Here is a 24,237-nt window from a genome sequence, read left to right on the forward strand (position 1 = left end):
GCTAAATGGCTGAGTGTTGCTATTTTGTTATCTTTATTCTCTTGTTCGGTTTCAGCTTTTACTTTGGATGACGTGGCAAAAAAAGCCCAGAATCTGGCGGATAAAAGTTTTGATGCTCCCAAGAGTAACCTTCCTTCGCAATTTCGCGAGATGAAATTCGCCGATTATCAGCAAATTCAGTTCAATCACGATAAATCCTATTGGAATAAGCTGAAAACACCTTTTAAGTTAGAGTTTTATCATCAGGGCATGTACTTCGATACGCCGGTGCAAATCAATGAGATTACCGCCAAAAGCGTCACACCGATTAAGTACAGTCCGGATTACTTTAATTTTGGTTCGGTAAAACACGATCCTGACTCGGTGAAAAACCTCGGTTTTGCAGGTTTCAAAGTGCTTTATCCACTGAATAAAGCCGATAAAAATGACGAAGTCATGAGTCTGTTGGGTGCCAGCTATTTCCGGGTGATTGGGAAAGGGCAGGTTTATGGCCTGTCTGCACGCGGGTTGGCGATTGATACCGCTTTGTCATCCGGTGAGGAATTCCCTCGTTTTCGCGAGTTCTGGATTGAACGACCTAAGCCTAACGACAAACATTTGGTGATTTACGCGCTGCTGGATTCCCCGCGCGCTACCGGTGCTTACCGTTTTACCGTTTATCCGGGCCGAGATACCACAATCGATGTGCAGGCTAAGGTATTCCTGCGCGACAAAGTCGCCAAACTGGGCATTGCACCACTCACCAGCATGTTCCTGTTCGGGCCGAGTCAGCCTTCTAAGGTATTGAATTACCGTCCGGCGCTGCATGATTCCAACGGCTTATCTATTCACGCGGGCAATGGTGAATGGATCTGGCGTCCGCTGAATAATCCAAAACATCTGTCTATCAGCACCTATACCGTTGAAAATCCGAAGGGGTTTGGTTTATTGCAGCGTGGCCGCGCTTTCTCTCAATATGAAGATTTGGACGACCGCTACGATCTGCGCCCAAGTGCCTGGGTAGAACCGCGGGGCGATTGGGGGAAAGGCAAAGTCGAGCTGGTGGAAATCCCAACTGCGGATGAAACCAACGACAATATTGTGGCGTTCTGGACGCCGGACGTACTGCCCGATGCTAAGCATTCGCTGGATCTTAATTACCGTCTGCACTTTACCCGCGATGAAGACAAACTGCATTCTGACAACGTGGGTTATGTCAAACAGACCCTACGTTCTACCGGTGATGTGAAACAGTCGAATTTGATTCGCGAACCGGACGGCAGCGTGGCTTTCCTGGTTGATTTTATCGGGCCGGTATTAAGCTCCTTAGATCCGAATATGCCGCTGGCTTCTCAGGTCAGCGTTGGCGATAACGGTGAGCTGCTGGAAAACAGCGTACGTTATAACCCGGAAACCAAAGGCTGGCGCTTGACGCTGCGGGTCAAAGTAAAAGATGAGAAGAAACCGATCGAAATGCGCGCAGCGCTGGTCAACGGCGACAAAACCCTGACAGAAACCTGGAGCTATCAGCTACCTGCCGATGAATAAGTCAACTCAGAGTCCATTACAGGATTACCTCGCCGCCTTGCCCCTGACTGTTGAGCAGCAGAAGGCATTGCGGGCGGCGTTGCCTGATAACGATAAAGACGCGCTGGCCCAGTTGCATCACCAACTGGCGGCGGGTCAGCCGGAACCGCACGGCGCGGCGGATAACGATGCCGCACTGTCGTCGGTTAAGGCTCGCCTGTTGGCTGGCTGGCCAGATGCATTGCAGGGCGGTAAAAAACTGTCCGTGGATGCAGAAGGGCGTACTGTTATTAGCGCCACGCCGCCGATCGTGCGCTCGCGCATGTTCCCGGAGGCCTGGCGCACCAATCCGGTGGCACGCTTTTGGGATTCGTTGCTCGGTCGCACCACGGTTTCACGTTCGGCTACGCCGGAACAGGCAGACGCCGAGCGGAAATGGCGCGCGGTGGGTTCAATCCGTCGTTATATCCTGCTGGCGCTGATATTGGTACAAACCAGTATTGCCACCGTGTATATGAAAAGTATCTTGCCTTACCAGGGCTGGGCGCTGATCGACCCGATCGAAATCTGGAATCAAAACTGGCAACAATCGGTGATGCAGCTGCTGCCTTACCTGTTGCAAACCGGCATTCTGATTCTGTTTGCCGTCTTGTTCTGCTGGGTTTCGGCCGGTTTCTGGACCGCTCTGATGGGCTTCCTGCAGCTGCTTATTGGCAAGGATAAATACAGCATCTCTGCCAGCGTAGTGGGCAATGAACCGCTGAATCCATCCCATCGTACAGCGTTGATCATGCCGATTTGTAATGAAGACGTAGAGCGGGTTTTCGCGGGTTTGCGAGCGACTTACGAATCGGTGGCGGCGACCGGGCAATTGGAACATTTCGATATTTACGTATTAAGTGACAGCTACGATCCGGATATCTGCGTGGCCGAACAAAAAGCTTGGCTGGAGCTGTGCCGGGATGTCGATGGCCACGGCAAGATTTTCTATCGTCGCCGTCGCCGTCGGGTGAAACGGAAAAGTGGCAATATCGATGATTTCTGCCGTCGCTGGGGTGGTCAGTATAGCTATATGGTGATTCTGGACGCCGATAGCGTAATGAGCGGTGAGTGCCTGACGGGGCTGGTTCGTCTGATGGAAGCTAACCCTAACGCCGGTATTATTCAGTCTGCGCCAAAAGCCTCTGGCATGGATACGCTGTATGCGCGGGTGCAACAATTTGCGACTCGGGTTTATGGCCCGCTGTTTACCGCCGGCCTGCATTACTGGCAACTGGGGGAATCGCACTATTGGGGCCATAACGCCATTATCCGTGTGAAACCCTTTATCGAGCATTGTGCCTTGGCACCGTTGCCGGGGGAAGGTTCGTTCGCAGGTTCCATCTTGTCCCATGACTTCGTTGAGGCCGCTTTAATGCGTCGGGCTGGTTGGGGCGTGTGGATCGCTTACGATTTGCCGGGTAGCTATGAAGAGTTACCGCCCAATCTGCTGGACGAGCTAAAGCGCGATCGGCGTTGGTGCCACGGTAACCTGATGAACTTCCGCCTGTTTCTGGTGAAAGGTATGCATCCGGTACACCGGGCGGTATTCCTGACCGGCGTGATGTCTTATCTGTCTGCGCCGCTGTGGTTTATGTTTTTGGTTCTGTCCACTGCGTTACAGGTGGTGCATACCCTAATGGAGCCGCAGTATTTCTTACAGCCGCGCCAACTGTTCCCCGTGTGGCCACAATGGCGGCCTGAGCTGGCGATTGGCCTGTTCTCTACCACTTTGGTATTGCTGTTCCTGCCGAAATTGCTGAGCATCATTCTGATTTGGGCCAAAGGGGCGAAAGAATACGGTGGCAACATTCGGCTGCTGTTTTCGATGCTATTGGAAATGCTGTTCTCGGTGCTGCTGGCTCCGGTCCGTATGCTGTTCCATACGGTATTTGTGGTCAGCGCTTTTCTCGGCTGGTCGGTTCAGTGGAATTCACCGCAGCGGGACGATGACGCCACGCCGTGGAGCGAAGCGCTGGTGCGTCATGGGCCGCAGCTGTTGTTGGGGCTGATTTGGGCCGGTGGTGTGGCTTGGCTGGATCTTCGTTTCCTGTGGTGGCTGTCGCCGATTGTGTTCTCGCTGATTCTGTCGCCGGTGGTTTCTGTGCTGTCTAGCCGCAGAACGCTGGGTATGGCCAGTAAGCGTGCCAAACTGTTCCTGATACCCGAGGAATATAATCCGCCGCGTGAATTGGTCGCGACCGAGGAATATCTTCAGCTTAACCGCCAGCGAGCTTTGGCCGACGGCTTCCTGCACGCGGTAATGAATCCGTCTTATAACGCACTGGCAAGCGCAATGGCTACGGCGCGTCATCGGGCGAAAGAGATTATCGAGCACGGGCGAGAGTTACAGGTGAATCAGGCGTTGAGTCAGGGGCCAGCGAAGCTTGGGAAGCTGCAACGTTTGGAGCTGTTGAGCGATCCGGTCATGATTGCCCGTCTGCACCAGAAGATTTGGCAGCAGCCAGAGGCTTACGCACAGTGGGCTGATTTTTATCAGCACCTGCCGCGTAACCCGCAGGCCATGCCGAGCTAATCCTGCGGAATATCTATAAGTTATAATAACGGGCAATGTGTTAGGCGCATTGTCCGTTTTGCCTTATAAATACGCGCTGATTTTTGCGCGGATATGCCAACCGAAATGTGGTTAAAATGAACGACCTTAGACAACCATTGACTACCTGAAGAGCCTGATACCGTCGTGAAGAAAACATTAAATATTGGACTGAAGAAAAGCCTGCGTTTGCTGCTGATTCTCACGGGTATTGTGACGCTCTCCGGTTGCGGCAGTATTATCAGCCGCACGGTGCCGGGAGCCGGGCACGGCAATCAATATTATCCGGGCGTACAGTGGGACGTCAGAGATTCAGCATGGAAATATATTACGGTACTCGATGTACCTCTCTCCATGATTGTTGATACCTTTATGCTGCCTTTCGACGCCCAGCACGGCCCTTACGAGTAACGTCAACTCTAGCTTCTTGTTGAGAAAACCAGCAAGTTATAGCCTTTTTGGTGACAGGTAAAGTTTGTCACCGGCGTCATATGTAACCCTTTTACATGCACCGCTAATGAATGTGGATTGGCATCGTCTACAAAAGCCGCTCCGACGTCATAATTAGCCTGAGTGTGTTGCTTTACCTCGGCTAATAGTTGGCTAACGATGCCCTGACCGCGTTTATTCTGAGCGACGCACACCGGCCCATAGAGAAACACTCGCAGCTCGGTTAGCGGTTTACCCTCAAAACGTTGCTGCCTCAGGGCTTCCAGCATGGCGTCGACCACCGGCGGTCGCGGTCGGGCATCGGTTTTCATCATGCAGACAAAACCAGCTACTTCGCCATTATCATCTTCTGCTACCAATATGCCCAAATCATTATTTATCGCGGCTAACTGTTTCTCATCCATGCGGGAAACGATAAATCCCTGCTTTTTTTGCTCGTCACTCAGGTTTTCAGGGATGTTTTCCTGCTGTAATTGCAGGATTGCCGAATAGTCATTAAGGTGAGCCAGTCTGATCTTCATCATTAACCACGCTTTTTAAGTTATTTGAGTTAACTATGCTGTTTGGGGGCGGGAGAAAATCATGTTACCAAGTGATGCGGTCATGCGCGTAGCCAGACCGACAGATAATCTTGATATTATCACTGAAATGTATCGTTTGGGGTTGGGGTTGAACGTGCTGGGCAGTTTTGCAGACCATCAGGGTTTTGATGGTGTGATTTTGGGTCATCCGCATCACGGCTATCATCTGGAGTTTACCCATCATCGCAGCACTTCCGTTGGGCGTGCGCCAACGGCAGACAATCTGCTAGTCTTTTATCTTCCGGATCCGAACATATGGGCGACACAATGTCAGCAAATGCTCAAAGCCGGTTTTCAGGTGGTGGAGTCCTACAACCCCTATTGGGACGAAAGTGGGCAAACTTTTGAAGACGTTGATGGCTATCGCGTCGTGTTGCAACAACGGGCGTGGCCGCTGTAAACGGTGGTGCAGGTGAGCGGGCAGTAAAAAGCCAGCCGAAAATAAGGCTGGCTTTTTATCAAGTCTATTCCGACAAATTACGCAGTTTTTTCAGCGCCTTGGGTGTTATTCATCATGCGACGAATCGGCACAATCAGCAGAATCAGGATGGCGGCGCAGATGACCAGTGCGATGGAGCAACGGGCAAACAGCGTTGGCAGCATATCCAACTGATCGGCTTTTACGTGTCCACCAATCAGGCCTGCGGCCAGATTACCCAGCGCGGAAGCGCAGAACCACAGACCCATAACCTGACCACGCATTCTGTCCGGTGCCAGCAATGTCATCGTCGCCAGCCCGATAGGGCTAAGGCAGAGCTCACCTAGCGTCAACATCAGAATACTGCCTACCAGCCAGAATGGAGAAACCCCTTCACCAGTGGCCAGCACATGCTGCGCTGCCAGCATCATCACACCAAAACCGGCGGCGGCGCATAAAATACCGATGACAAATTTGGTAATGCTGCTTGGGCGAATGCTTTTCTTCGCCAGTGCGGGCCATGCCCAGCTGAAGATTGGCGCTAACAGAATAATAAATAAGGCGTTAATTGACTGGAACCATACGGTTGGGATTTCAAAGCCCATGACCATACGATCGGTGTAATCATTGGCGAACAGGTTGAAAGACGTCGGTTTTTGCTCGAAGGCTGACCAGAAGAACGCGGCGGAGACCAGCAGGATAAAGCACACCAGCAGCCGAGCTTTGTCTTTGCGGCTTAAACCGGCAAAAGCGAAAAGATAGACGAAATACAGCGTTACCGACGCGGCAATCAGGTACACCAGACTGCTGGCGACCAGTACCGGATTGATTTCAATCACGCCTTGAGCCACCAGTGTGACTACCGCCGCCAATGCCACCATCGCCGCGCAGACCCATTTACCGACGTTTTTACGTTGAACGGTCGGGCTGTTCCAACTGGAGTCCATGCCAACTTCGGCATCGTAGCGAGTCATTGATGGAATCACGAACATGCGGAAGGTCAATAATGCCACCAGCATACCGACGCCGCCGATACCGAAGCCCCAGTGCCAGCCGTGGGTGCGTAATAGCCAGCCAGAGAGCAGCGGGGCAATAAAGGAACCCATGTTGATTCCCATATAAAACAGTGAGAAACCGCCGTCGCGGCGCGCATCACCGGGCTTATATAAGGTTCCGACCATCACGGAAATACAGGTTTTGAACAGGCCTGTTCCTAATACGATAAAGACCAGCCCAATAAAGAACATGTCATTACCGAAAAATGCGGATAAAGCGATGGAAAGGTGGCCCATGGCAATCAGGATAGAGCCGTACCAAACGGCGCGCTGTTGGCCTAGCCAGTTATCGGCTAGCCAGCCGCCGGGCAATGAAGCTAAATACAGGCTACCGGCAAAAATACCGACGATAGCGGAAGCATTTTCTCGCGGTAAACCTAACCCACCGTCATAAACCGTAGCGGCCATAAACAGAATCAGCAGCGGACGGATGCCATAAAACGAGAAGCGCTCCCACATCTCGGTAAAGAATAGCGAACTCAGAGGATAAGGATGGCCGAAGAAAGTCCGGCTATTGTTGGTATTAGAGGATTGCATAAAGTCTTCCCATAGAAATCGCCTGTTAAGGTCGGGCTGTTGTGCTGTGGTATGAGTGATTCAATACGCCTTATTCTCCTGTTAATGCCGTCCGTTATCGTTAGGTTATCGGGCAGTCACTAATTTCATGAATAATCGATTTAACACTCTCTATAATAGGATTTAACTCCATAATAACGTCATTTTGGTTTTCTACCGTGCTTATATCCCATTATTTAGACGAAAAGTCGATATACATCTCGTTTTTTAGATTTATATCTGTGGGTGGATGTGGATTTTTATGACGAAATTATAGTGCAAATTTCGAGGCTGATAATGAGATTTATCTATTTATTTTCAACTAGTTAGTCTTTTTTCTTTAGAGTGAGCTTACCCCTTTTTTTGAACGGGTAAATTATTTTTTACTGGAAAGAGAGGAAAATGACAGTTTTGGGGAGAATAAGGATGATAGCCACTTTTTAAGTGGGTATAAGTGACATTTATAAGAGAAAAGTCAGCGATAAACTGTGATTTTAATCACAGCAAAATTTTGGCATGGAGGAGGGAAGATTTGCGCTTATCCGGGGGGAGTTTTAGCTATCTTCCTGACGATTGGCCGATTGTTTCAAAGCCTGAGCCGGTCGCCGTCGCAGGCACCAGTATGAGTAGAATGTGTTAAATAACACCACCACGGCGGTGACGCAGAATACCGCCCGGAAGCCATAACTGGCGGAAACGGCGGCGCCCAGCAGCGGGCCGCTGACGTTGCCAACGTCCCGAAATGATTGGTTGTAGCTGAAAATTCGACCAGCCACCTGATTTGTACAATTATAAATCAATAATGTTTGCACTGCGGGCAGTAGCGCGCCGTCGGTAGCACCGAGCAAAAAGCGTAATACTGCCAATTGCCACGGCGTCTGTACCAGCGCCATTGGGATCAACAACAACACCGACAGCGCCAGCATAGCGATAAGAATACGTTCGGGGCCGATTTTATCGCCTAATTTTCCCAGTCTGGGGGCACTGATTAACGCCGCAACGCCAGGCACCGAGGCAATCATTCCGCTAACAAATGCCAGATTGTGAATATCTCCCGCCAGCTCGCGTACGTACAGCGTCAAAATCGGTGCGATTGAACCGGTTGCCACCTGAATAATCATGGTAGTAACAAACAGGCTAAGCACCAGTTTAGGATTTTTCAGCGATTGTAAAACCTGCCGTCCGTTGAGCATGTCTTTTTTCAACACCGGCGTAAATTGCTCTTTAACGCACAGTAGCGTCATAACAAAGCACAGGAACAGTACGGCGGCGGTAATAAAGAATACCGGACGTAGGCCGTAGCTATCTGCCAGTAAACCACCGATCAGCGGGCCAATTAACGCGCCGCTGACGCCGCCGGTAGACAACGTGCCCAGCGCCCAGCCGCTTTTATGTCGTGGCACCTGAGTGGCAATCAGCGCATTGGCGTTGGGAATAAAGCCACCGAGCAGACCCAGCAGGGCGCGTAACGCCAGAAATTGCCAGATATTCTGCGCCATTCCCATTAACACCATCACGATCCCCATGCCTAATGCCGATCGTAATAGCATAATTTTTCTGCCTTTACGGTCGGCCAGACTGCCCCAAAACGGCGACGCAATGGCTGAAAACAGGAAGGTAATACTGAACACCAGCCCTGACCACATATTCAGCGCCTGATGACCAGTCACGCCGAGGATTTCCACGTATAAAGGCAGAAAAGGCATAATCAGACTGAAGGCGGCACCGGTCAGAAAACAGCCCAACCAAGCGACAAATAGGTTCCGTTTCCAGTGAATAGGTTCTGGTGACGAGGTCATAAATTACCGATAGAAGAATGTGTTAGCTCTGCGGCACGGTTTAGCGTCATGGTGAGGGGCGTTAATATGGCAAAGCACAAAAGCAGATGATTAGCCTGTTAAGTATGCGCCTGTTGAATAGATACATCAACCATTTGGTTAACGGTTTTTATAAAAATGAAAAGCAGGTTTATTATCTAGGAATAAGCATATAAATTTTTTGAATAAGACGATGAGGAAGATGAATGAGTACGGCGGAAAGCGGGAAGGTTAACAGCTGTTAGCAAAGTACAGCGATGTCTGAAAGCGTGAGGGGCTGAGCAGGGTCAGAGAAAACAAAAGCGATAAAATAGCCGCGGGGTCTTGTTCACCCCGCGGGAATAGCGATCAAATCTACTAGATTTCCCGACGTTTACCCGAATTAACGGTAGGCTTCGTTTTTGGTGATCGAGTAACGGCCGCTGCCCAACAGCATAATGATGATACCGCCGAAGAAATACAGCGCTTCGTTTTCCAGCCCCCAGGCACCCACGTCGGTCAGAGTAAAGAACTTACCGGTGCCAACCATCAGAGTGGCCACCAGCAGGTTAACGGCATAAATAAAGGCCGCCGGACGGGTAAATAGCCCCAGAATCATCAGAATAGGCACAATGATCTCACCAATATAAACGCCGTAGGCAACAAAGCCAGGGATGCCCTGAGCCTGTAGCATATCGGAAATCCAACTGGTGCCATGTTGGATTTTTGCTACCCCGTGGAATAGCATCAAAATACCAAAAGTCAGGCGTAACAGTAGCTTACCGCCGTCTTGATGATCGGTTAATCGTGTGAACCACTGATTTGCACTCGCCAGCATGGTGTATATCCTTATAGAAATTGAAGAAATAACCTGATAATAACTCTTATTAATTACACACAATTATGTGTAGTTAATAATCATTCTCATAGTGGATAAAACTGACAGAATAGTTCAAAAATATTGAATCTGCCTGATTCATTTCTTATTTCTTTTCGTTTCCTACCTTAATTTCTGACTTTCATTCCCTGTTTTGGCAAATTGATGTCTTACAAACCTTTCAGAGCAGTTAGCGAGTCTGACGTCATGGTTGGAGTAAATTCGATGACTTCATATCGGGCAACAGCGTTGAAAGAATCTTCAGCCAGAATGGCATCCAGTTCGTCGCGGGGTAAGGCGATGGCAAAGATAATGCCGCCAGTGCGCGGGTTTTTACGCCCGGAAGCGATGAAAATGCCCTGATCGTAGTATTTGCGTAACCAGGCAATATGGGCATCGAGATGAGTATCGACTTCTTCAACGGGACGATGATAAGTGAGATTAATGATGTACATAGCTAAGCCATATGGAAATAAGAGAAAGATAAATTCCCATGTTGATTACAAATTAACAAGGCTTGGCTCGGTATTTTTGTCGTTAAAAAAGGGCTAGCGTTGAATAACCAGAGGGATGCAGCGTTGATTTACGCCGGTGCAGAGAAAGCCCCGGCGTGATATTGCGAAAGGCGTCAGAGCGCTAATCGTACAGCGAGGGGGCGCCTTCCGGACGGGTTTTGAAGCGGCGGTGCAGCCACATATATTGATCCGTTGCCAACTGAATTTCTTCTTCGATCACTTTATTCATAAAGGCTGCGGCAGTGACTTCGCTTTCCAGCGGGAAGTCTTCTACCGCCGGTTGCAGAATCAGTTCGTAACCTTTGCCATCGGGCAGACGGCGCGGGGTGAAGGGAATCACCGCCGGTTTCGCCGTGCGTACCAATAAATAAGTGCCGGTGGTGGTGGCCGCATCGTCAACGGCAAACAGCGGAACAAACACGCTGCTGCGTGGGCCATAGTCATGATCCGGCGCATACCAGATGATTTCGCCTTGTCTCAGGCTACGAATCATCCCTTTCAAATCTTTGCGATCCAGCATGGATTTATTGGAGCGCATTCGGCCCCAAGTCTGCATCCAATCCATTGCCTTATTATCGTGGGGGCGATAAACCCCGATTCCTGGGTTATGAATGCCGAAAATGCGGGCACCCAGCTCCAGCGTTAGAAAATGTAGACCGATCAACAGTACGCCCTGACCATTCTCCCGAGCTTTCTCAATATGTTCTAGTCCGCTGACTTTACACCAACGATTGATGCGCCAGTCTGGCCAAAACCAAGCCATACCGGTTTCAAACAGTCCCATACCGACAGATTCGAAGTTTTTGACCACCAGCTGCTCGCGTTCCGCTTTGGACATTTGCGGAAAGCACAGTTCCAGATTACGTTCTGCGATATAAAGGCGGCGTTTGAGGAAACGCATTGAGAAACGGCCGAGGGAAGTACCCAGTGTATAAATCACCGGATAAGGCAGTAAAACCAGCAAGTAAAGGATACCCAGGCCTAACCATGTCAGCCAGTATCTTGGGTGCAGTAACGAGCGATTAAAAGAAGGAACTTGCATCATGTGTTCTCAGCTTCAGAGTAGTAATTTAGGACAGTTAACTTTTACGTTATGGCGGCTAATCTGGGGCCGCTAATCATGCTTTCAATATGTTTATCTGTCATTTAAGGTAGTTCTATTGTGGCACTTTTAGGGAAAAACGCGAAAACAGACCGCATTAAAAAACTATTCTTAGTAACATTTGCTTTATTTTTGAGCAAAATAAACCGGTTTTAGTTGATAAAATAAACACGCCTAGCTTATGCCGCTACGCTTATTCAGCAAACTGACTAATTCTGCCAAACTCGCAGCAGCCATTTTTTCCATGACTTTAGCTCTGTGAACCTCAACGGTTCTTACAGAAACACAGGCTTTATTGGCAATGTCGCGGTTGATCAATCCTTGCGCTACCCATTGTGCAATCCGCTGCTCTTTTGGCGTCAGGCTGGCGTAGCGCAAATTGACCTGATGGCGTGAAACCGCCTGTTCGGAATGTTTCAATGCCTGCTGGAGTGCATTAACCAAAGGCTGAGTGGCGACGGGTTTTTGCAGGAAATCGATAGCACCTTGCTTCATTTGTTCAACCGCCAGCGGAACATCCCCATGTCCGGTAAGAAAAACTACCGCCAGCGTGCTGCCTGCTTCACGTAAACGCCGATGGATTTGTAGGCCGTCCAGCACTGGCATACGAATATCCAGCAGTACTACCGCGGTTTGAAACAAATCGGCTTCGTTTAGGAAACTCTGGCCCTGATGCCAGATACAGACTTTATAGCCCAGACTTTCCAATAAAAAACGACAGGCATCGGTCACGGCCAAATCGTCGTCCACTAAATGTATGACTGACACTAACTTGTTCCTTTTAGTGAGGAATTTAGAGGGAAGAATAATCGGACCTCTAACCCAGCTGCGCCGTTAGCGGCAAGGGCGTTGGTTAACGTCATTTTCCCACCCTGGCTGCCCATCAGCCGTTGGCAAATCACCAAACCTAACCCCAGGCCATCTGGTTTTCCCGATTTGAATGGCATAAATAGCTGATTGAGCTGCGAAACCGTTAATCCGCCACCATCGTCCTGCAAACTGAGTTCTGTTCCTTCGGGCGTTTGATTGCCGTTCAGACATAGTCTCCGCGCGCCGGCCTGTAGGCTGTTGGTGAACAGGTTGCAAAATATCTGGTCGAGCAAGGTTGCAGGGAGCATCAGCTGTATTTCAGCCGGAAGGTCAATATTCAGCCTGCTATCAGGATAATGATGTGGCGCGCCGATAAGTTGCCAAACGTGCTCTGCCACGTTCCTAGGTGACTGCGGAATACGCGTGGACGTGGCTGGCGCTTTGTCCACCCAAAGACGTAGGTTGGCGATAATATCCGCCCCTCGCTGCGCCTGGGCGCTGATTTGCTGTAACACCGGTAGCAGCGGATGATCTGGCTGTTCACGTATTAAACGGATATCGCAGCCTTCGGCGTAGTGGCGAACCGCCGAAAGTGGCTGGTTGAGTTCATGAGCAAAGCCGGACGCCATTTCCCCCAAAATACTGAGGCGTTGAGCTTGCTCCAGTGCGGTTTCCCGCTCTCGTAGCTGCTGGTGGGCCAGCTCTAACTGCTGGCTGCGACGGCGCACTAAAAAGGCCACCCAAATATGATTCGCACCCAGCAGCAGCAATATTGCCGCGATAATCCCGAGCAATAGCCGGTTTTGTAGTGCCCAGGAAAGTATCGCCTGCCATAGCTGCGGCTGTTCTGGATGCTGATTTATCGAGCGCAACAAGGCTTCGACCTGGCTGGTGGAGGAAGGCGCGCCCCATTGCGGCTCCTTGCTGACCGTTGGCGTGAGCAGCATCCGCGTTACTTGGTCAGCCAGCGAATCCGGTACCTGCGCCAACGCGGCAAATGACCAGTTGGGGTATAAATCACTGCTGGTCAGACAGGGCACTGTGGTGGGTTTAGCCAGTAATGCTCTGAAATCAGAGGCCTGCAATAATCCTTCGTTTTGTAAATCTTCCAGCAAGCAGGTGGGGACTATCGCGGCATCCAGAGCGCCATCTCGCAGCAAATACATCAATGTATCCACCGGGAAGCCGGAAAAGTGCAGATTAAAATCCTGCCCAGGCCGTAAGCCAGCGTCCCGCAAGGCTTTGTAACCTAAAAGATAACCGCCGAATGCATCCGCTGACACCGCGCCAACCTGTTTGCCGCGTAACTCATCCGCTTGAGTGATAGGACTGTCCTGACGGACTAAAATCACGCTGCCAATCACGTTGCGGCTGGCGTTGTTCGGCTCATGGCTGGATCGCAGTGAAACCAGCCAGCGTAGCGGATAGTGGCTATCTATTTGCACGTACTGCGCTGGATTGGTGAGCAGAAAATCCACGCGCCCATGTTGCACGGCGGTTTTCATCGCCGTGAGATCCAATGGCAACAAGCGAAAATGCTGATCGGGCAAGCCTTGATTGAGGCTATCCGCCAGCGGCTGCCAGCGTTGCAGCGTTTGGGCATTGCCGCGTAATGCCAGTACGCCAATCGTCCATTCTTTGCTGTATGCCGTCAGCGAAACACCGTAACACAGCAAGATAATCAACAGGTTTCGCAACGTGCCTTCTCCTTTTTATGACCCAGATCGCCCCGGTGAATTGTCCTGGATCAAGTCCCTAAAGGGAATGTGGAAAACCACAATAGGGCTTCTGTTTGGCAATTTCTACACTCCTCACCATCAACTCGTCACATCTTCCTATCAATTAACCGACGGCGGGTTTGGAGAACACCATGGATCGAGGGAAAAGAGAGTTTCTACAGCGATTGGGCGTGCTAACCGCCGGCGCAGCTTTGGTTCCGCTGGCTGAAGCCGGTTGGAAACTGGAACCGAGCCGTCGCAACGGCAACCCCCAGCGTCGCTATGCCATGCTGATCGATCTGCGTCGCTGTATCGGCTGTCAGGCCTGTACCGTCAGTTGTGCCATTGAAAATCAGTCACCGCAAGGCCAGTTTCGCACCAGCGTTAACCAGTATCAGATCGCGCTAGAAGGCGAGGGCAGCGTAACCAACGTGCTGCTGCCTCGATTATGCAATCACTGTGATAACCCGCCCTGCGTACCGGTGTGTCCGGTACAGGCAACCTATCAGCGGCAGGATGGCATTGTGGTCATCGATAACACGCGCTGCGTAGGCTGCGCCTACTGTGTGCAGGCCTGTCCTTATGAGGCGCGGTTTATCAATCACACCACTCAAACGGCGGATAAATGCACTTTCTGCGTACACCGTCTGGAGGCCGGTTTATTGCCAGCCTGCGTGGAATCCTGTGTCGGCGGGGCGCGTATTATCGGCGACTTGCACGATGAAAACAGTGAACTGCGCCGGATGCTCAAACAGTATGAGGGCGAAATTAAGGTGCTGAAACCGGAGCAAGGTACGCAGCCACAGGTGTTTTACCTCGGTTTAAATGAAGTGTTTACTCGGCCGCTACAGGGGCAACCGGCGCTGTGGCAGGAGGTTCACCCATGATTCGTGAAATTCTGGTGCGTCCGCAGGAAATCAGTTGGTTACCTTGGGCAGTGCAATATTTTTTCTTTATCGGGCTGGCCTGTGGTGCAGTGTTGCTCGGCTGTTGGCAACGCTGGTTCAGGCGAGATAAAGGGCCACAGCTAGAACGAGCGGCGCTGATGTTGGCTACCGCGGCGGCTATTGTGGCACCGTTGGCTTTGAGCGCGGATTTACATCAGCCAGCGCGCGCCTGGCATTTTTACCCTTATTTTACGCCCTGGTCGTGGATGTCATGGGGTTCGCTGTTCTTGCCGCTGTTTAGCGGGCTGGTGGTGACCTATTTTCTGGTCTTAATCTACGGCCAACGGGAAAACCGGCCTTTGACTGGATTACTGCGGCTGTTATCGATTCTGACGGCGTTATCGGCACTTTCGATTCTGATGTATACCGGGCGGGAAGTGTCGGTGCTACGCGCTCAGCCGCTGTGGTTCACCCTGTGGCTGCCGCTGTTTATTTTCCTGACGGCGATGCAGGCGGTGCCTTCGTTGCTGGCTTTGTGGCTGTGGCGTCAGCCGCAGGTTCAGAGGTATCTGGCGCGTTGGCAACTGGTTTCTCTACTGCTTTTGGCCTTGGTGACGTTGCTATGGGCCGGCGGCGCGACGCTTTCTGCTGCGGCGTTACGTCTGTGGGCCAGCGGGCACCCGTTAACCGCGGCTGCGCCATTATTGATTGGATTGATGTTATTGGGAATGGCATTGCTGAATCTGAAACGTCGCTTACCTATCGGTGTGGTTATCCTGCAAAGCCTGCTGGCGATGGTGCTGTGCTGGATGGTGCGTTGGCTATTGCTGATGCAAAGCCAAACCTTGCCTAAATATAACGTGCTCGCGAACCCTTATCAGTTATCGCTGGGTACCGACGGATTGCTGGCGATTATCGGTACGTTCGGTTTATGGGTGACATTAATTATTGCGCTCCGTGAAGGAGTCAGATGGTGGGAAGGGAGAGTGCAACATGGCTAAAACGACGCGGCGGCAATGGTTAAAAGGCGGTTTGGCTCTGGGGGGATTAGTGGCCTTTGGCGCAGGTTATCACGATGTGGTGCGTAAAACGCTAATTGGGCTGCGGGACGGCAGCGCCGGAAAGCTGCCGCGAGACCCCATTAACGGCAACTCACTCACGCCGGAAGGCCATGCCGGGCAAGAATGGCAGGCTACGCCGCATCAGGCGGTTTCGATGACACAATGTTTTGGCTGCTGGACGCTGTGTGGGCTACGAGTGCGAGTGGATACGCCGCAAAATCGCATTTTGCGAATCGCAGGCAACCCCTATCACCCGTTGTCTCACGACCACCATTTTCCCTACGGATTACCGGTGAGCGAAGCTTTGCGCCGCATGGGCGGTGAGCAAGGGTTGGCGGACAGATCTACCGCATGTGCTCGAGGCGCGACGCTACTGGAAGGCGTGACCAGCCCTTATCGCGTTCTTGAGCCGATGAAACGAGTGGGGGCGCGTGGTGAAGGTCAGTGGCAACGTATCAGTTTCGAACAGTTAGTGAAAGAAGTGACGGAAGGCGGCGATCTGTTTGGGGAAGGCCATGTCGACGGCCTGCGGGCGATTCGCGATCTGGATACGCCAATCGATCCGGCTCAGCCGTCCTTGGGGCCGAAGGCCAACCAGTTGCTGATGACCAACGCCGGTGACGACGGGCGGGACGCGTTTATCCAACGCTTTGCTGCCAAAGCCTTTGGTACTAAAAATCTTGGTAGCCACGGCGCTTACTGCGGGCTGGCTTATCGCGCCGGTTCTGGGGCATTAATGGGGGATTTGGATAAAAATGCACACGTAAAACCGGATTGGGATAATGTGCGTTTTGCTCTGTTTTTAGGAACCTCTCCGGCGCAATCGGGCAACCCGTTTAAACGGCAAGGCAGGCAATTAGCCAATGCGCGCCAACGGGACGATTTTAATTACGTGGTGGTGGCTCCCGCGTTGCCGCTGACGACCACGCTGGCAAATCAGCATAACCGTTGGGTGCCCGTGCTGCCGGGCAGTGATTCGGCGCTGGTGATGGGAATGATTCGCTGGATTCTCGAACAGGAACGTTTTAACGCGCCATATCTGAAAGTACCGGGAGAGGCGGCTATGACTGCCGCCGGAGAGCGCAGTTGGACTAACGCTACCCATTTGGTGATTGTTAGCCCGCAACACCCTCTGGCCGGTCAGTTTCTGCGGGCGGCGCATTTGAGCGGTGAAATCCTTGCGGAAGGGGAAGAAAGCCCGGTACTGGTGGCGCAGGGCGATGGGGCTTTGGTGGCGGCACCGGTTGCGATGGACGCGGAGCTATATGTCAGTCAGAGCGTTACGTTGGCGGACGGGCAGCAGGTTGACGTGCAATCGGGGCTGAGCCTGCTGCGTGCGGCGGCTAATCGTTTTACGCTGGAGGAATACAGCCAGCAGTGCGGTGTTCCGGTGGCGACCATCAGCGGGTTGGCGAAAGAATTCACCGCCTATCAGCGTCAGGCGGTGGTGATTTCCCACGGTGGAATGATGAGCGGCAACGGTTTTTATACCACTTGGGCGGTTATGATGCTGAACGCGCTGATTGGTAACCTGAATCTGAAAGGCGGTGTTTCCGTCGGCGGAGGCAAATTTGACGGCTTTGCTGATGGCCCGCGCTACCAACTGGCCAGTTTCCCCGGGCAGGTTAAATCTCGCGGTTTGTCACTATCCCGCAGTAAACAGCCTTACGAAAAATCTGAGGAATATCAACAAAAACTGGCTGCCGGTGAACCGCCGTATCCTGCAAAAGGGCCGTGGTACCCCTTTGTCGGCGGGCAGTTAACCGAGCAATTGGCTCCGGCGCTTTCTGGCTATCCTTACCCGCTAAAAGCCTGGATCAGCCATATGACCAATCCGTTGTACGGTGTCGCTGGTTTACGTGGTCTGGTTGAAGATAAGTTGAAAGATCCTAAACATTTACCCCTGTTTATTGCCATCGATGCTTTTATCAATGAAACCACTGCGCTGGCTGATTATATCGTGCCAGATACGCATAATTTCGAAAGCTGGGGGTTTAGCGCGCCTTGGGCTGGCGTATTGGTTAAAGCCAGCACTGCCCGCTGGCCGGTGGTGGAGTCACGCACGGCGCGCACTGCCGACGGACAAGCGGTGGCGATGGAGAGTTTCCTGATCGCCGTTGCGAAAGCGCTGGCTTTACCCGGTTTTGGTGAAAATGCGATGCAGGACGTACAGGGCAAGGGGTTACCGCTCGATCGTGCCGAAGATTTTTATCTGCGCGCCGCAGCCAATATCGCCTATCTGGGTGAAAACCCCGTGCCCGCAGCGCAACTGGACGAATTACAACTCACCGGCGTGGTACGTTTACTGCCGGAAATTCAGCGCAGTTTGTATCCGGATGAGCAAATGCGGGTTGCGTATTTACTGGCGCGAGGCGGGCGTTTTGCGCCGTATGAAAAATCGTGGAACGGCTACGCTACTGGGCCGCAGTGGAAGAAACCGCTACATATCTGGAATGAAAATGTGGCTAAACATCGTCATGCCATGACCGGAGAGCGTTATTCGGGTTGCCCGACTTTCTATCCGCCGCGGCTGGCCGATGGCTCCAGTATTCACCAGCATTATCCCGTGCAGAGTTGGCCATTCCAGTTGATGTCGTTTAAATCACATTTGATGAGCAGCTCTACGCCGATGATTGAGCGTCTGCGGGCAGTCAAAGCCAGTAATCTGGTGGCGATTAATCCGCAGGATGCCAAAGCGCTGGGCGTGGCGCACGGCGATTGGGTCAAACTGGAAACCCCCGGCGGCAGCATGAAAGCGCAGCTCAGTGTATTAGATGGAGTGATGCCAGGAGTTATTGCAATTGAGCACGGTTATGGTCATCGCGAAATGGGTGCGAATCTGCATCAGCTTGACGGCGTGGAAATGGCGAGTGACAGCCGAATCGGCGCAGGCGTTAATCTTAATGACCTCGGATTTATCGATCCTACCCGAGAAGTGCCAAATACCTGGCTGGATTGGGTGAGCGGCGCGGCGGTGCGGCAAGGGCTTCCGGCTAAACTGACGCGCTTAGCCTGATATCAGTTTGTTGCTTTGCGTGCGGAACCCCTTCCGGAAAGAAGGGGTTTTTCTTTTTATAGCGTATTATATATGCAGCTAATTAATCGCCATAAATGGGATAGACAACGGATGATGCGAGCAGAAAAAGTCAGCGTCGGGTTATTGTTCGGTGGCGTCCTGCTCGGTTATGCAGGTGCACACTGGCAACACAATTTTTTACTGGTATTGGCCGGAGCCTCATTGCTGGCTGGCATTATAGCCTCTGGTTTCACCGATTGTCGTCGCTGCAAAAAGCCTTAACTCCGTGCCGTAGACGACGATCGGCGCTGTCCGATAAAAGGCGCTACGCTGTGGATGATCATCCCGATAATGACCAGCCCAATTCCCGCCAGTGATAAACTGGTGGGTAATGGAGCCGCCAGCCAGACCATTTCCCCAAGCAAAGCGAAGAGCACTTCTCCAGATTGAGTGGCTTCCACCGCTGCTAAACGGGAATAATCCTGTTTGACCAGATTGGTTGCGGCAAAGAACAGCAAAGTGGCAATCACGCCGGAGAACAACGCCACCAGCAGGGATTGCTCGACCTGCCCCTGAGAGGGCCAGCCGACCTGATACACCCCAACGGCAGACAGCAGAATCCAGAATGGCAGACTGGCCAGCGTCATATTTAGCACCCGCTGGAGGGTATTTACCTCACCCTGACAAATAGCCATCATCTTGCGATTGCCTAACGGATACATAAAAGCAGCCAATGTTACCGGCAACAAACACCACAGCGTTTGTTGCAAGTTCAACGATTGAGCGTGCTGCCACTGCATTAACCCAACGCCGATCAAAATCAACAGCGACCAGCGCAATCCTTTGAAGGGGATTTTACCGCGACGCGTCTGTAACCCCTGTTCCGTGGCGATTTGCTGTTTAAACAGCGGGATCAGCAGTGAGCCTGCAATAATGGTAATTTGCCAGGAACCGGCCACCAGCCAGCCTTCGCCATAAGATCCCGCCAGACTCAGCGGCGCGTAAAACAGGCCAAACCCAACGGTGCTCCACAGCAGATAGCCTGACCAGTATTGGCGCAAATGGCTCAGACTTTGCCGCAGTTGCCCACGCATCATTACCAGCAACCACAGCATGGGAGCCATAAAAATAAACCGCAGCGCGGCACTCCAGATCCAGCTGCCGCCGGATAAATCCATGGCTCGATTAAGAATAAAAGTAAAAGCGAAAAAGAATGACGCGGCGAGGCCATAAAATATAGCGCGCATGATTTTCCTTTTTAAAGCAGTCGCCAAAATCCCTGAGTAAAATCTGATAATGAACAGAATAGAGTCGCGGGAGTCGATAGCCATCAGGCGGAAAGCGGAACAATAAAACAGGAATACAGATCTACGTCGCTAACGTCAAGTCTCTGCCAATTAACCGGCCCCTAAAGATGTGACCGCGCTCAGTTTCGGGTATGATGTGCGCCGCGCGGGTAAATGCTCGCCGCAACCGCAGTTTCGCTGCATAAAAATCTCTCAGAAACCTCTTCGAAAGACAGGAAAGTACACCATGCCAGTGTTACATAACCGAATTTCTAATGAGGAACTTAAAGCACGGATGTTGGCCGAAACCGAACCCCGTACCACAGTTTCTTTTTATAAATACTTCAATCTGGATGACGCCAAAGCATTCCGTGACAGCCTTTACAGCCAATTTGTGAAATTGGGCGTATTTGGCCGGGTTTACGTGGCGAAAGAAGGTATCAATGCGCAAATCAGCGTTCCCGCCAACCGTTATGATGAGTTTAAAGCGGTTTTATTCGCTTCTCATCCGGCGTTGGATCAGGTTCGCCTGAACGTAGCTCTGGAAGACGACGGAAAATCCTTCTGGGTGCTGCGAATGAAAGTGCGTGAGCGCATTGTTGCCGACGGTATTGATGACGACAGCTTTAATCCGGCAAACGTCGGCCAGTATCTGAAGGCCGATCAGGTTAATCAGATGATTGACGATCCGGATACATTGTTCGTTGATATGCGTAACCACTATGAATATGAAGTGGGGCATTTTGAAAACGCGATTGAAGTTCCGTCCGATACTTTCCGGGAACAGCTGCCGATGGCAGTAGAAATGCTACAGCAAGACAAAGACAAAAATATCGTCATGTATTGCACCGGCGGTATTCGCTGTGAAAAAGCCAGCGCCTACATGTTGCATAACGGCTTCAAAAATATTTATCACGTTGAAGGCGGCATCATTGAGTACGCCCGCAAAGCCAAGGAACAGGGTTTACCGCTGAAATTCGTCGGTAAAAACTTTGTCTTTGACGAGCGCATGGGCGAGCGGATTTCGGACGATGTGATTGCGAACTGTCATCAGTGCGGCACGCCTTGCGATGCTCATACCAACTGTAAAAATGACGGTTGCCATCTGCTGTTTATTCAATGTCCAAGCTGCGCTGCCAAATTTGACGGCTGCTGTAGCCAGATTTGTCAGGACGAATTGAAACTTCCCCGTGAAGAGCAGCGCGCCCGTCGTGCTGGCCGCGAAAACGGTGTGAAGATTTTCAATAAATCAAAAGGATTACTGCAAACCACTATGCATATTCCTGCGCCTGAAAAATCTGACGACTAAAGCTAAGCTTAAAGGGTTAGTTTCTGCCTCAACCCTCTGGCTATATTCGGAAAATTAAGTTTAAGTTGAGGGATCGCTCTGTTATTTTCGATCTCTCACTATTTCTATCATCGTTCTCGATGACGACCTCGATGCAAGGACAGATTATGGTAACGTCGGCAGTCAGCAATAAAGGTTTACGTATTGTCGCCATGTTGGCCATGCTGGTAGTGATTATGGCCGGAATCAAGGCGGCGTCGCCCATCGTGGTACCTTTCCTTTTGGCGGTATTTCTCTCCATTGTATTGAATCCATTGGTGAGTTTGCTGCAAAAAATCAAAATCCCCCGCACACTGGCAATTGTACTGTTGGTGGTGGTTATTATTTTGCTGATGTCATTCCTGTTAGGAATGCTCGGTAATTCTTTAAATGAGTTTGCCCGCTCATTACCGCAATATCGCGGCATGATGCTGGAAAAAATTCGCGATCTACACGGTTTTGCCGTGCGTTTCAATATTGATATGTCCGTGGATGACGTAATGAAGTTCGTCGATCCTGGCGCGGCCATGAATTTCGTCACTCGCTCGATTAGCCATCTTTCCGGCGCGATGACCGGTATTTTCCTGCTGTTGATGACGGTGGTGTTTATGCTGTTTGAAGTTGAGCGCCTGCCGTACAAATTGCAATTAATGTTCGACGATCCGGTAAAAGGCATTGCTATCTTGCAGCGTGCGGTAAAGGGCGTCACTCACTATCTGGTGATTAAAACGATTATCAGCCTTGCTACGGGGCTGGTGGTTTGGATATTCCTGGCATCAATGAATGTTCGCTTTGCTTTTATCTGGGGTTTGCTGGCATTCGTACTCAATTACATACCCAATATCGGCTCGGTGCTGGCTGCTATCCCACCGATTATTCAGGCTTTATTGTTTAATGGCTTTGCCGACGCGCTGGCGGTTACTGGCGGCTTTATTCTGATAAACCTGATTGGTGGCAACATCATCGATCCGCGCATGATGGGCCGTGGACTAGGACTTTCTACGCTGGTGGTGTTTCTGTCATTGATATTTTGGGGATGGTTACTCGGGCCGATAGGGATGCTGCTGTCGGTGCCGTTGACGATCATCGCTAAAATTGCGTTGGAGCTGACGCCAACCGGCCATAAATTTGCCGTATTGCTGGGGGATGGTAAACCGGCAACAGATGAAAAAGAGTCGTAGAGTTAGGCCATAGCAGTGCGATGCGGCATCAATGTATGCCTCATCGCGCATTTTCAGCAACAAATACGCAAAGATAATGATTCGGAAAGCGGGATAGACCGTCGTTGGGAACGACGTTAAGCGTAGAAAAAGAAGTAGATATCCAGCGCCAATAAAATTAGCCATAGGCAAATGTAGAACACTAAATGTGCGCGTACGTTGTTGATCAACATCGAAAATAATTTATTGAACATGGATGCCAACGGGCTGCTGAGCTTTGTGATTATTATAGTTATATTTATTATTAAAACAATAAGTTACTACTAAGCCCTCAACGGATATTGTCCAATAGAGTTTCTCTTTTACGGTATTTATCATTAAAAATAAAGGGTATTACTTTCTAAAAATAAGGAAGGTAGCAGGTAAATCCGAAACTCTGACTCAATAACGATAACAATTAGTGTTAGGGGGAAAGCTGACATGCAATATAAGAATAGTTAATTAATTAAAGTTATCTTCAGTGAGATCCCCATTGTAGATTCCGGCTATATATTCTCCATGATATCGAGCGTGGTTAATATTAGCCGGATTTTTAATTTTACTAGTAAGATATTGCTGCCATTAATTTTATCCTTAAAGATACGGTTAACCAGTATCTTCGGAGGCATTATTGATGGAAATAAAGCTTACCAAGAAATGTGTAGCTAAAGAGGCGCTGACCGATGGAGAAAACAGTGAGCCATCTTCAATACAAATATTTAAAAACGTTATAGATAAAGCATAGCTCCAGACGATTCCTAACTTTTATTTTTTCGGTGATATGTCTTTTATGCGAATATACGGTGCTATCACTGATATTTAGCTTTTTTGCTATGCGATAATTTGGCATTTCTGTCATCCAGTAACACATCACTTTATGTTCTTGCGGACTAAATAAGGACGAATGCGTTGTCCCTTGCTGCCAGCCTTCCTGACTACCAGCATCCTGCAAGTGTGTCAGTGAGTGCAATAAATCGGGTAAGCGCCGCTTGGCTAATATTGATACAGTCTCCGTTAAAGGTATTGGTGTTTCGCTAAAGGGATAAGATGCATCCAGATAAATATAGACTCTGGCGCGTGTACAGCGGGTAATAAATTCCTCCAGCAATGGACAATGTCCGCCGTAGCGACAATATTGGGTTAAATTGACCATTATTACCGCAGGATCGAAACTCTGAATTACCAGCGTTGCTTGCTCAACAGTTGCTACATCCATTAAATTTACAGATGACATGCTATTTAAGTATTTATTTACACCAGAGCGAGTGTAATAACATTCGTCGATGATTAATATTCTCATGGTGTTACATCCTTGTCATACGGGCAACCATACCCGGCCGCAAACGCGAATAAGTTAATCCTCAGGTAGCTTTAGCGTCAATTCGGGATTCGCGATGCTAATAGACGGCATTTACGAATGGATAATTATAAATAAGCAGGAAATAGCAGAAATAGCAGTGGGATAATCGAAGATGAACAGAATAA

The 24,237-nt window shown here is 50.6% G+C and carries 21 protein-coding genes; 10 read left to right on the forward strand and 11 right to left on the reverse strand.

Going from position 1 to position 24,237, the window contains the following annotated elements; translation table 11 throughout:
• Nucleotides 1-9: 9 nt before the first annotated feature.
• The 3 genes from ACQ4OC_RS01425 (at nucleotide 10) to ACQ4OC_RS01435 (ending at nucleotide 4,510) form a co-directional block, all read left to right on the forward strand.
• Nucleotides 10-1,527, forward strand: a complete 1,518-nt coding sequence (locus ACQ4OC_RS01425; protein WP_371112903.1) for a glucan biosynthesis protein G — start codon at nucleotides 10-12, stop codon at nucleotides 1,525-1,527.
• Nucleotides 1,520-4,081 (forward strand): glucans biosynthesis glucosyltransferase MdoH, encoded by a 2,562-nt coding sequence (gene mdoH, locus ACQ4OC_RS01430; RefSeq protein ID WP_064512997.1) that lies wholly within the window; start codon nucleotides 1,520-1,522, stop codon nucleotides 4,079-4,081. The genes ACQ4OC_RS01425 and mdoH overlap by 8 nt, the downstream gene beginning before the upstream one ends.
• Before the next feature lie 183 nt (nucleotides 4,082-4,264).
• A complete protein-coding gene (locus tag ACQ4OC_RS01435; RefSeq protein WP_049596818.1) occupies nucleotides 4,265-4,510 on the forward strand; it encodes a YceK/YidQ family lipoprotein in 246 nt (81 codons plus the stop codon).
• A gap of 8 nt (nucleotides 4,511-4,518) precedes the next feature.
• Here ACQ4OC_RS01435 and ACQ4OC_RS01440 read toward each other — a convergent pair whose 3' ends face one another.
• Nucleotides 4,519-5,070, reverse strand: coding sequence for a GNAT family N-acetyltransferase (locus tag ACQ4OC_RS01440; protein WP_120806170.1), 552 nt, complete (start codon nucleotides 5,068-5,070; stop codon nucleotides 4,519-4,521).
• 61 nt (nucleotides 5,071-5,131) lie between these two features.
• On the opposite strand from ACQ4OC_RS01440, the gene ACQ4OC_RS01445 reads away from it, so the two are divergent.
• Nucleotides 5,132-5,530, forward strand: coding sequence for a VOC family protein (locus ACQ4OC_RS01445; RefSeq protein ID WP_120806134.1), 399 nt, complete (start codon nucleotides 5,132-5,134; stop codon nucleotides 5,528-5,530).
• Between the two features lie 77 nt (nucleotides 5,531-5,607).
• Here the strand turns inward: ACQ4OC_RS01445 and ACQ4OC_RS01450 are convergent, their stop codons facing one another.
• The 7 genes from ACQ4OC_RS01450 to ttrS form a co-directional block, all read right to left on the reverse strand.
• The gene (locus ACQ4OC_RS01450) at nucleotides 5,608-7,140 is read right to left on the reverse strand and encodes a peptide MFS transporter (protein ID WP_064513000.1); all 1,533 of its coding nucleotides are present in this window, start codon (nucleotides 7,138-7,140) and stop codon (nucleotides 5,608-5,610) included.
• Nucleotides 7,141-7,712: 572 nt separating this feature from the next.
• Nucleotides 7,713-8,957, reverse strand: a complete 1,245-nt coding sequence (gene mdtG, locus ACQ4OC_RS01455) for a multidrug efflux MFS transporter MdtG (RefSeq protein ID WP_430970866.1) — start codon at nucleotides 8,955-8,957, stop codon at nucleotides 7,713-7,715.
• A gap of 400 nt (nucleotides 8,958-9,357) precedes the next feature.
• Nucleotides 9,358-9,792, reverse strand: coding sequence for a DoxX family protein (locus tag ACQ4OC_RS01460; protein WP_064513004.1), 435 nt, complete (start codon nucleotides 9,790-9,792; stop codon nucleotides 9,358-9,360).
• A 209-nt stretch (nucleotides 9,793-10,001) separates the two neighbouring features.
• Complete coding sequence (locus ACQ4OC_RS01465; protein ID WP_064513006.1) at nucleotides 10,002-10,286, reverse strand: YciI family protein; 285 nt, start codon at nucleotides 10,284-10,286, stop codon at nucleotides 10,002-10,004.
• Between the two features lie 181 nt (nucleotides 10,287-10,467).
• Nucleotides 10,468-11,391 carry a Kdo(2)-lipid IV(A) acyltransferase gene (locus tag ACQ4OC_RS01470; protein WP_064513008.1) on the reverse strand — a complete coding sequence of 308 codons (924 nt, stop codon included), beginning with the start codon at nucleotides 11,389-11,391 and terminating at the stop codon, nucleotides 10,468-10,470.
• A gap of 231 nt (nucleotides 11,392-11,622) precedes the next feature.
• The gene (gene ttrR / locus ACQ4OC_RS01475; RefSeq protein WP_064513010.1) at nucleotides 11,623-12,216 is read right to left on the reverse strand and encodes a tetrathionate respiration response regulator TtrR; all 594 of its coding nucleotides are present in this window, start codon (nucleotides 12,214-12,216) and stop codon (nucleotides 11,623-11,625) included.
• On the reverse strand, nucleotides 12,216-13,955 hold the full coding sequence (gene ttrS, locus ACQ4OC_RS01480) for a tetrathionate respiration histidine kinase TtrS (RefSeq protein WP_430970867.1): 1,740 nt from the start codon (nucleotides 13,953-13,955) through the stop codon (nucleotides 12,216-12,218). Before ttrS ends, ttrR begins: the two co-directional genes overlap by 1 nt.
• 173 nt (nucleotides 13,956-14,128) lie before the next feature.
• On the opposite strand from ttrS, the gene ttrB reads away from it, so the two are divergent.
• The 4 genes from ttrB (at nucleotide 14,129) to ACQ4OC_RS01500 (ending at nucleotide 19,222) form a co-directional block, all read left to right on the forward strand.
• The gene (ttrB, locus tag ACQ4OC_RS01485; protein ID WP_064513014.1) at nucleotides 14,129-14,863 is read left to right on the forward strand and encodes a tetrathionate reductase subunit TtrB; all 735 of its coding nucleotides are present in this window, start codon (nucleotides 14,129-14,131) and stop codon (nucleotides 14,861-14,863) included.
• The gene (gene ttrC, locus ACQ4OC_RS01490) at nucleotides 14,860-15,864 is read left to right on the forward strand and encodes a tetrathionate reductase subunit TtrC (protein ID WP_430970868.1); all 1,005 of its coding nucleotides are present in this window, start codon (nucleotides 14,860-14,862) and stop codon (nucleotides 15,862-15,864) included. Before ttrB ends, ttrC begins: the two co-directional genes overlap by 4 nt.
• The gene (ttrA, locus tag ACQ4OC_RS01495; RefSeq protein WP_430970869.1) at nucleotides 15,857-18,940 is read left to right on the forward strand and encodes a tetrathionate reductase subunit TtrA; all 3,084 of its coding nucleotides are present in this window, start codon (nucleotides 15,857-15,859) and stop codon (nucleotides 18,938-18,940) included. The genes ttrC and ttrA overlap by 8 nt, the downstream gene beginning before the upstream one ends.
• A 111-nt stretch (nucleotides 18,941-19,051) precedes the next feature.
• Nucleotides 19,052-19,222: a hypothetical protein gene (locus tag ACQ4OC_RS01500; protein ID WP_162975179.1), complete on the forward strand. Its 171-nt coding sequence runs from the start codon at nucleotides 19,052-19,054 to the stop codon at nucleotides 19,220-19,222.
• On the opposite strand, the gene ACQ4OC_RS01505 is transcribed toward ACQ4OC_RS01500, so the two are convergent.
• The gene (locus tag ACQ4OC_RS01505) at nucleotides 19,219-20,187 is read right to left on the reverse strand and encodes a DMT family transporter (protein WP_064513021.1); all 969 of its coding nucleotides are present in this window, start codon (nucleotides 20,185-20,187) and stop codon (nucleotides 19,219-19,221) included. The genes ACQ4OC_RS01500 and ACQ4OC_RS01505 overlap by 4 nt on opposite strands.
• Nucleotides 20,188-20,473: 286 nt before the next feature.
• Here ACQ4OC_RS01505 and ACQ4OC_RS01510 point away from each other — a divergent pair, with 286 nt between their 5' ends.
• Both ACQ4OC_RS01510 and ACQ4OC_RS01515 read left to right on the forward strand, forming a co-directional pair.
• Nucleotides 20,474-21,535, forward strand: a complete 1,062-nt coding sequence (locus ACQ4OC_RS01510; protein WP_064513023.1) for a rhodanese-related sulfurtransferase — start codon at nucleotides 20,474-20,476, stop codon at nucleotides 21,533-21,535.
• A gap of 146 nt (nucleotides 21,536-21,681) precedes the next feature.
• Complete coding sequence (locus ACQ4OC_RS01515; protein ID WP_064513025.1) at nucleotides 21,682-22,734, forward strand: AI-2E family transporter; 1,053 nt, start codon at nucleotides 21,682-21,684, stop codon at nucleotides 22,732-22,734.
• A 116-nt stretch (nucleotides 22,735-22,850) separates the two neighbouring features.
• On the opposite strand, the gene ACQ4OC_RS01520 is transcribed toward ACQ4OC_RS01515, so the two are convergent.
• Together ACQ4OC_RS01520 and ACQ4OC_RS01525 are read right to left on the reverse strand one after the other, a co-directional pair.
• On the reverse strand, nucleotides 22,851-22,967 hold the full coding sequence (locus tag ACQ4OC_RS01520; protein WP_049596438.1) for a DUF2770 family protein: 117 nt from the start codon (nucleotides 22,965-22,967) through the stop codon (nucleotides 22,851-22,853).
• Between the two features lie 491 nt (nucleotides 22,968-23,458).
• A complete protein-coding gene (locus tag ACQ4OC_RS01525; RefSeq protein ID WP_064513027.1) occupies nucleotides 23,459-24,052 on the reverse strand; it encodes a LuxR C-terminal-related transcriptional regulator in 594 nt (197 codons plus the stop codon).
• Between the last annotated feature and the right edge of the window lie 185 nt (nucleotides 24,053-24,237).

Origin of the sequence: Yersinia sp. J1, assembly GCF_050586585.1 — a bacterium.
In the GTDB taxonomy this organism is placed as follows: domain Bacteria; phylum Pseudomonadota; class Gammaproteobacteria; order Enterobacterales; family Enterobacteriaceae; genus Yersinia; species Yersinia entomophaga.

Excerpts from the sequence above, each read along its gene's own strand:
- mdoH (WP_064512997.1), top strand. The coding sequence starts at position 1,520 with ATGAATAAGTCAACTCAGAGTCCATTACAGGATTACCTCGCCGCCTTG.
- ACQ4OC_RS01440 (WP_120806170.1), bottom strand. The coding sequence starts at position 5,070 with ATGAAGATCAGACTGGCTCACCTTAATGACTATTCGGCAATCCTGCAA.
- ACQ4OC_RS01445 (WP_120806134.1), top strand. The coding sequence starts at position 5,132 with ATGTTACCAAGTGATGCGGTCATGCGCGTAGCCAGACCGACAGATAAT.
- ACQ4OC_RS01450 (WP_064513000.1), bottom strand. The coding sequence starts at position 7,140 with ATGCAATCCTCTAATACCAACAATAGCCGGACTTTCTTCGGCCATCCT.
- mdtG (WP_430970866.1), bottom strand. The coding sequence starts at position 8,957 with ATGACCTCGTCACCAGAACCTATTCACTGGAAACGGAACCTATTTGTC.
- ACQ4OC_RS01460 (WP_064513004.1), bottom strand. The coding sequence starts at position 9,792 with ATGCTGGCGAGTGCAAATCAGTGGTTCACACGATTAACCGATCATCAA.
- ACQ4OC_RS01465 (WP_064513006.1), bottom strand. The coding sequence starts at position 10,286 with ATGTACATCATTAATCTCACTTATCATCGTCCCGTTGAAGAAGTCGAT.
- ACQ4OC_RS01470 (WP_064513008.1), bottom strand. The coding sequence starts at position 11,391 with ATGATGCAAGTTCCTTCTTTTAATCGCTCGTTACTGCACCCAAGATAC.
- ttrB (WP_064513014.1), top strand. The coding sequence starts at position 14,129 with ATGGATCGAGGGAAAAGAGAGTTTCTACAGCGATTGGGCGTGCTAACC.
- ttrC (WP_430970868.1), top strand. The coding sequence starts at position 14,860 with ATGATTCGTGAAATTCTGGTGCGTCCGCAGGAAATCAGTTGGTTACCT.
- ttrA (WP_430970869.1), top strand. The coding sequence starts at position 15,857 with ATGGCTAAAACGACGCGGCGGCAATGGTTAAAAGGCGGTTTGGCTCTG.
- ACQ4OC_RS01500 (WP_162975179.1), top strand. The coding sequence starts at position 19,052 with ATGATGCGAGCAGAAAAAGTCAGCGTCGGGTTATTGTTCGGTGGCGTC.
- ACQ4OC_RS01505 (WP_064513021.1), bottom strand. The coding sequence starts at position 20,187 with ATGCGCGCTATATTTTATGGCCTCGCCGCGTCATTCTTTTTCGCTTTT.
- ACQ4OC_RS01510 (WP_064513023.1), top strand. The coding sequence starts at position 20,474 with ATGCCAGTGTTACATAACCGAATTTCTAATGAGGAACTTAAAGCACGG.
- ACQ4OC_RS01515 (WP_064513025.1), top strand. The coding sequence starts at position 21,682 with ATGGTAACGTCGGCAGTCAGCAATAAAGGTTTACGTATTGTCGCCATG.
- ACQ4OC_RS01520 (WP_049596438.1), bottom strand. The coding sequence starts at position 22,967 with ATGTTCAATAAATTATTTTCGATGTTGATCAACAACGTACGCGCACAT.
- ACQ4OC_RS01525 (WP_064513027.1), bottom strand. The coding sequence starts at position 24,052 with ATGAGAATATTAATCATCGACGAATGTTATTACACTCGCTCTGGTGTA.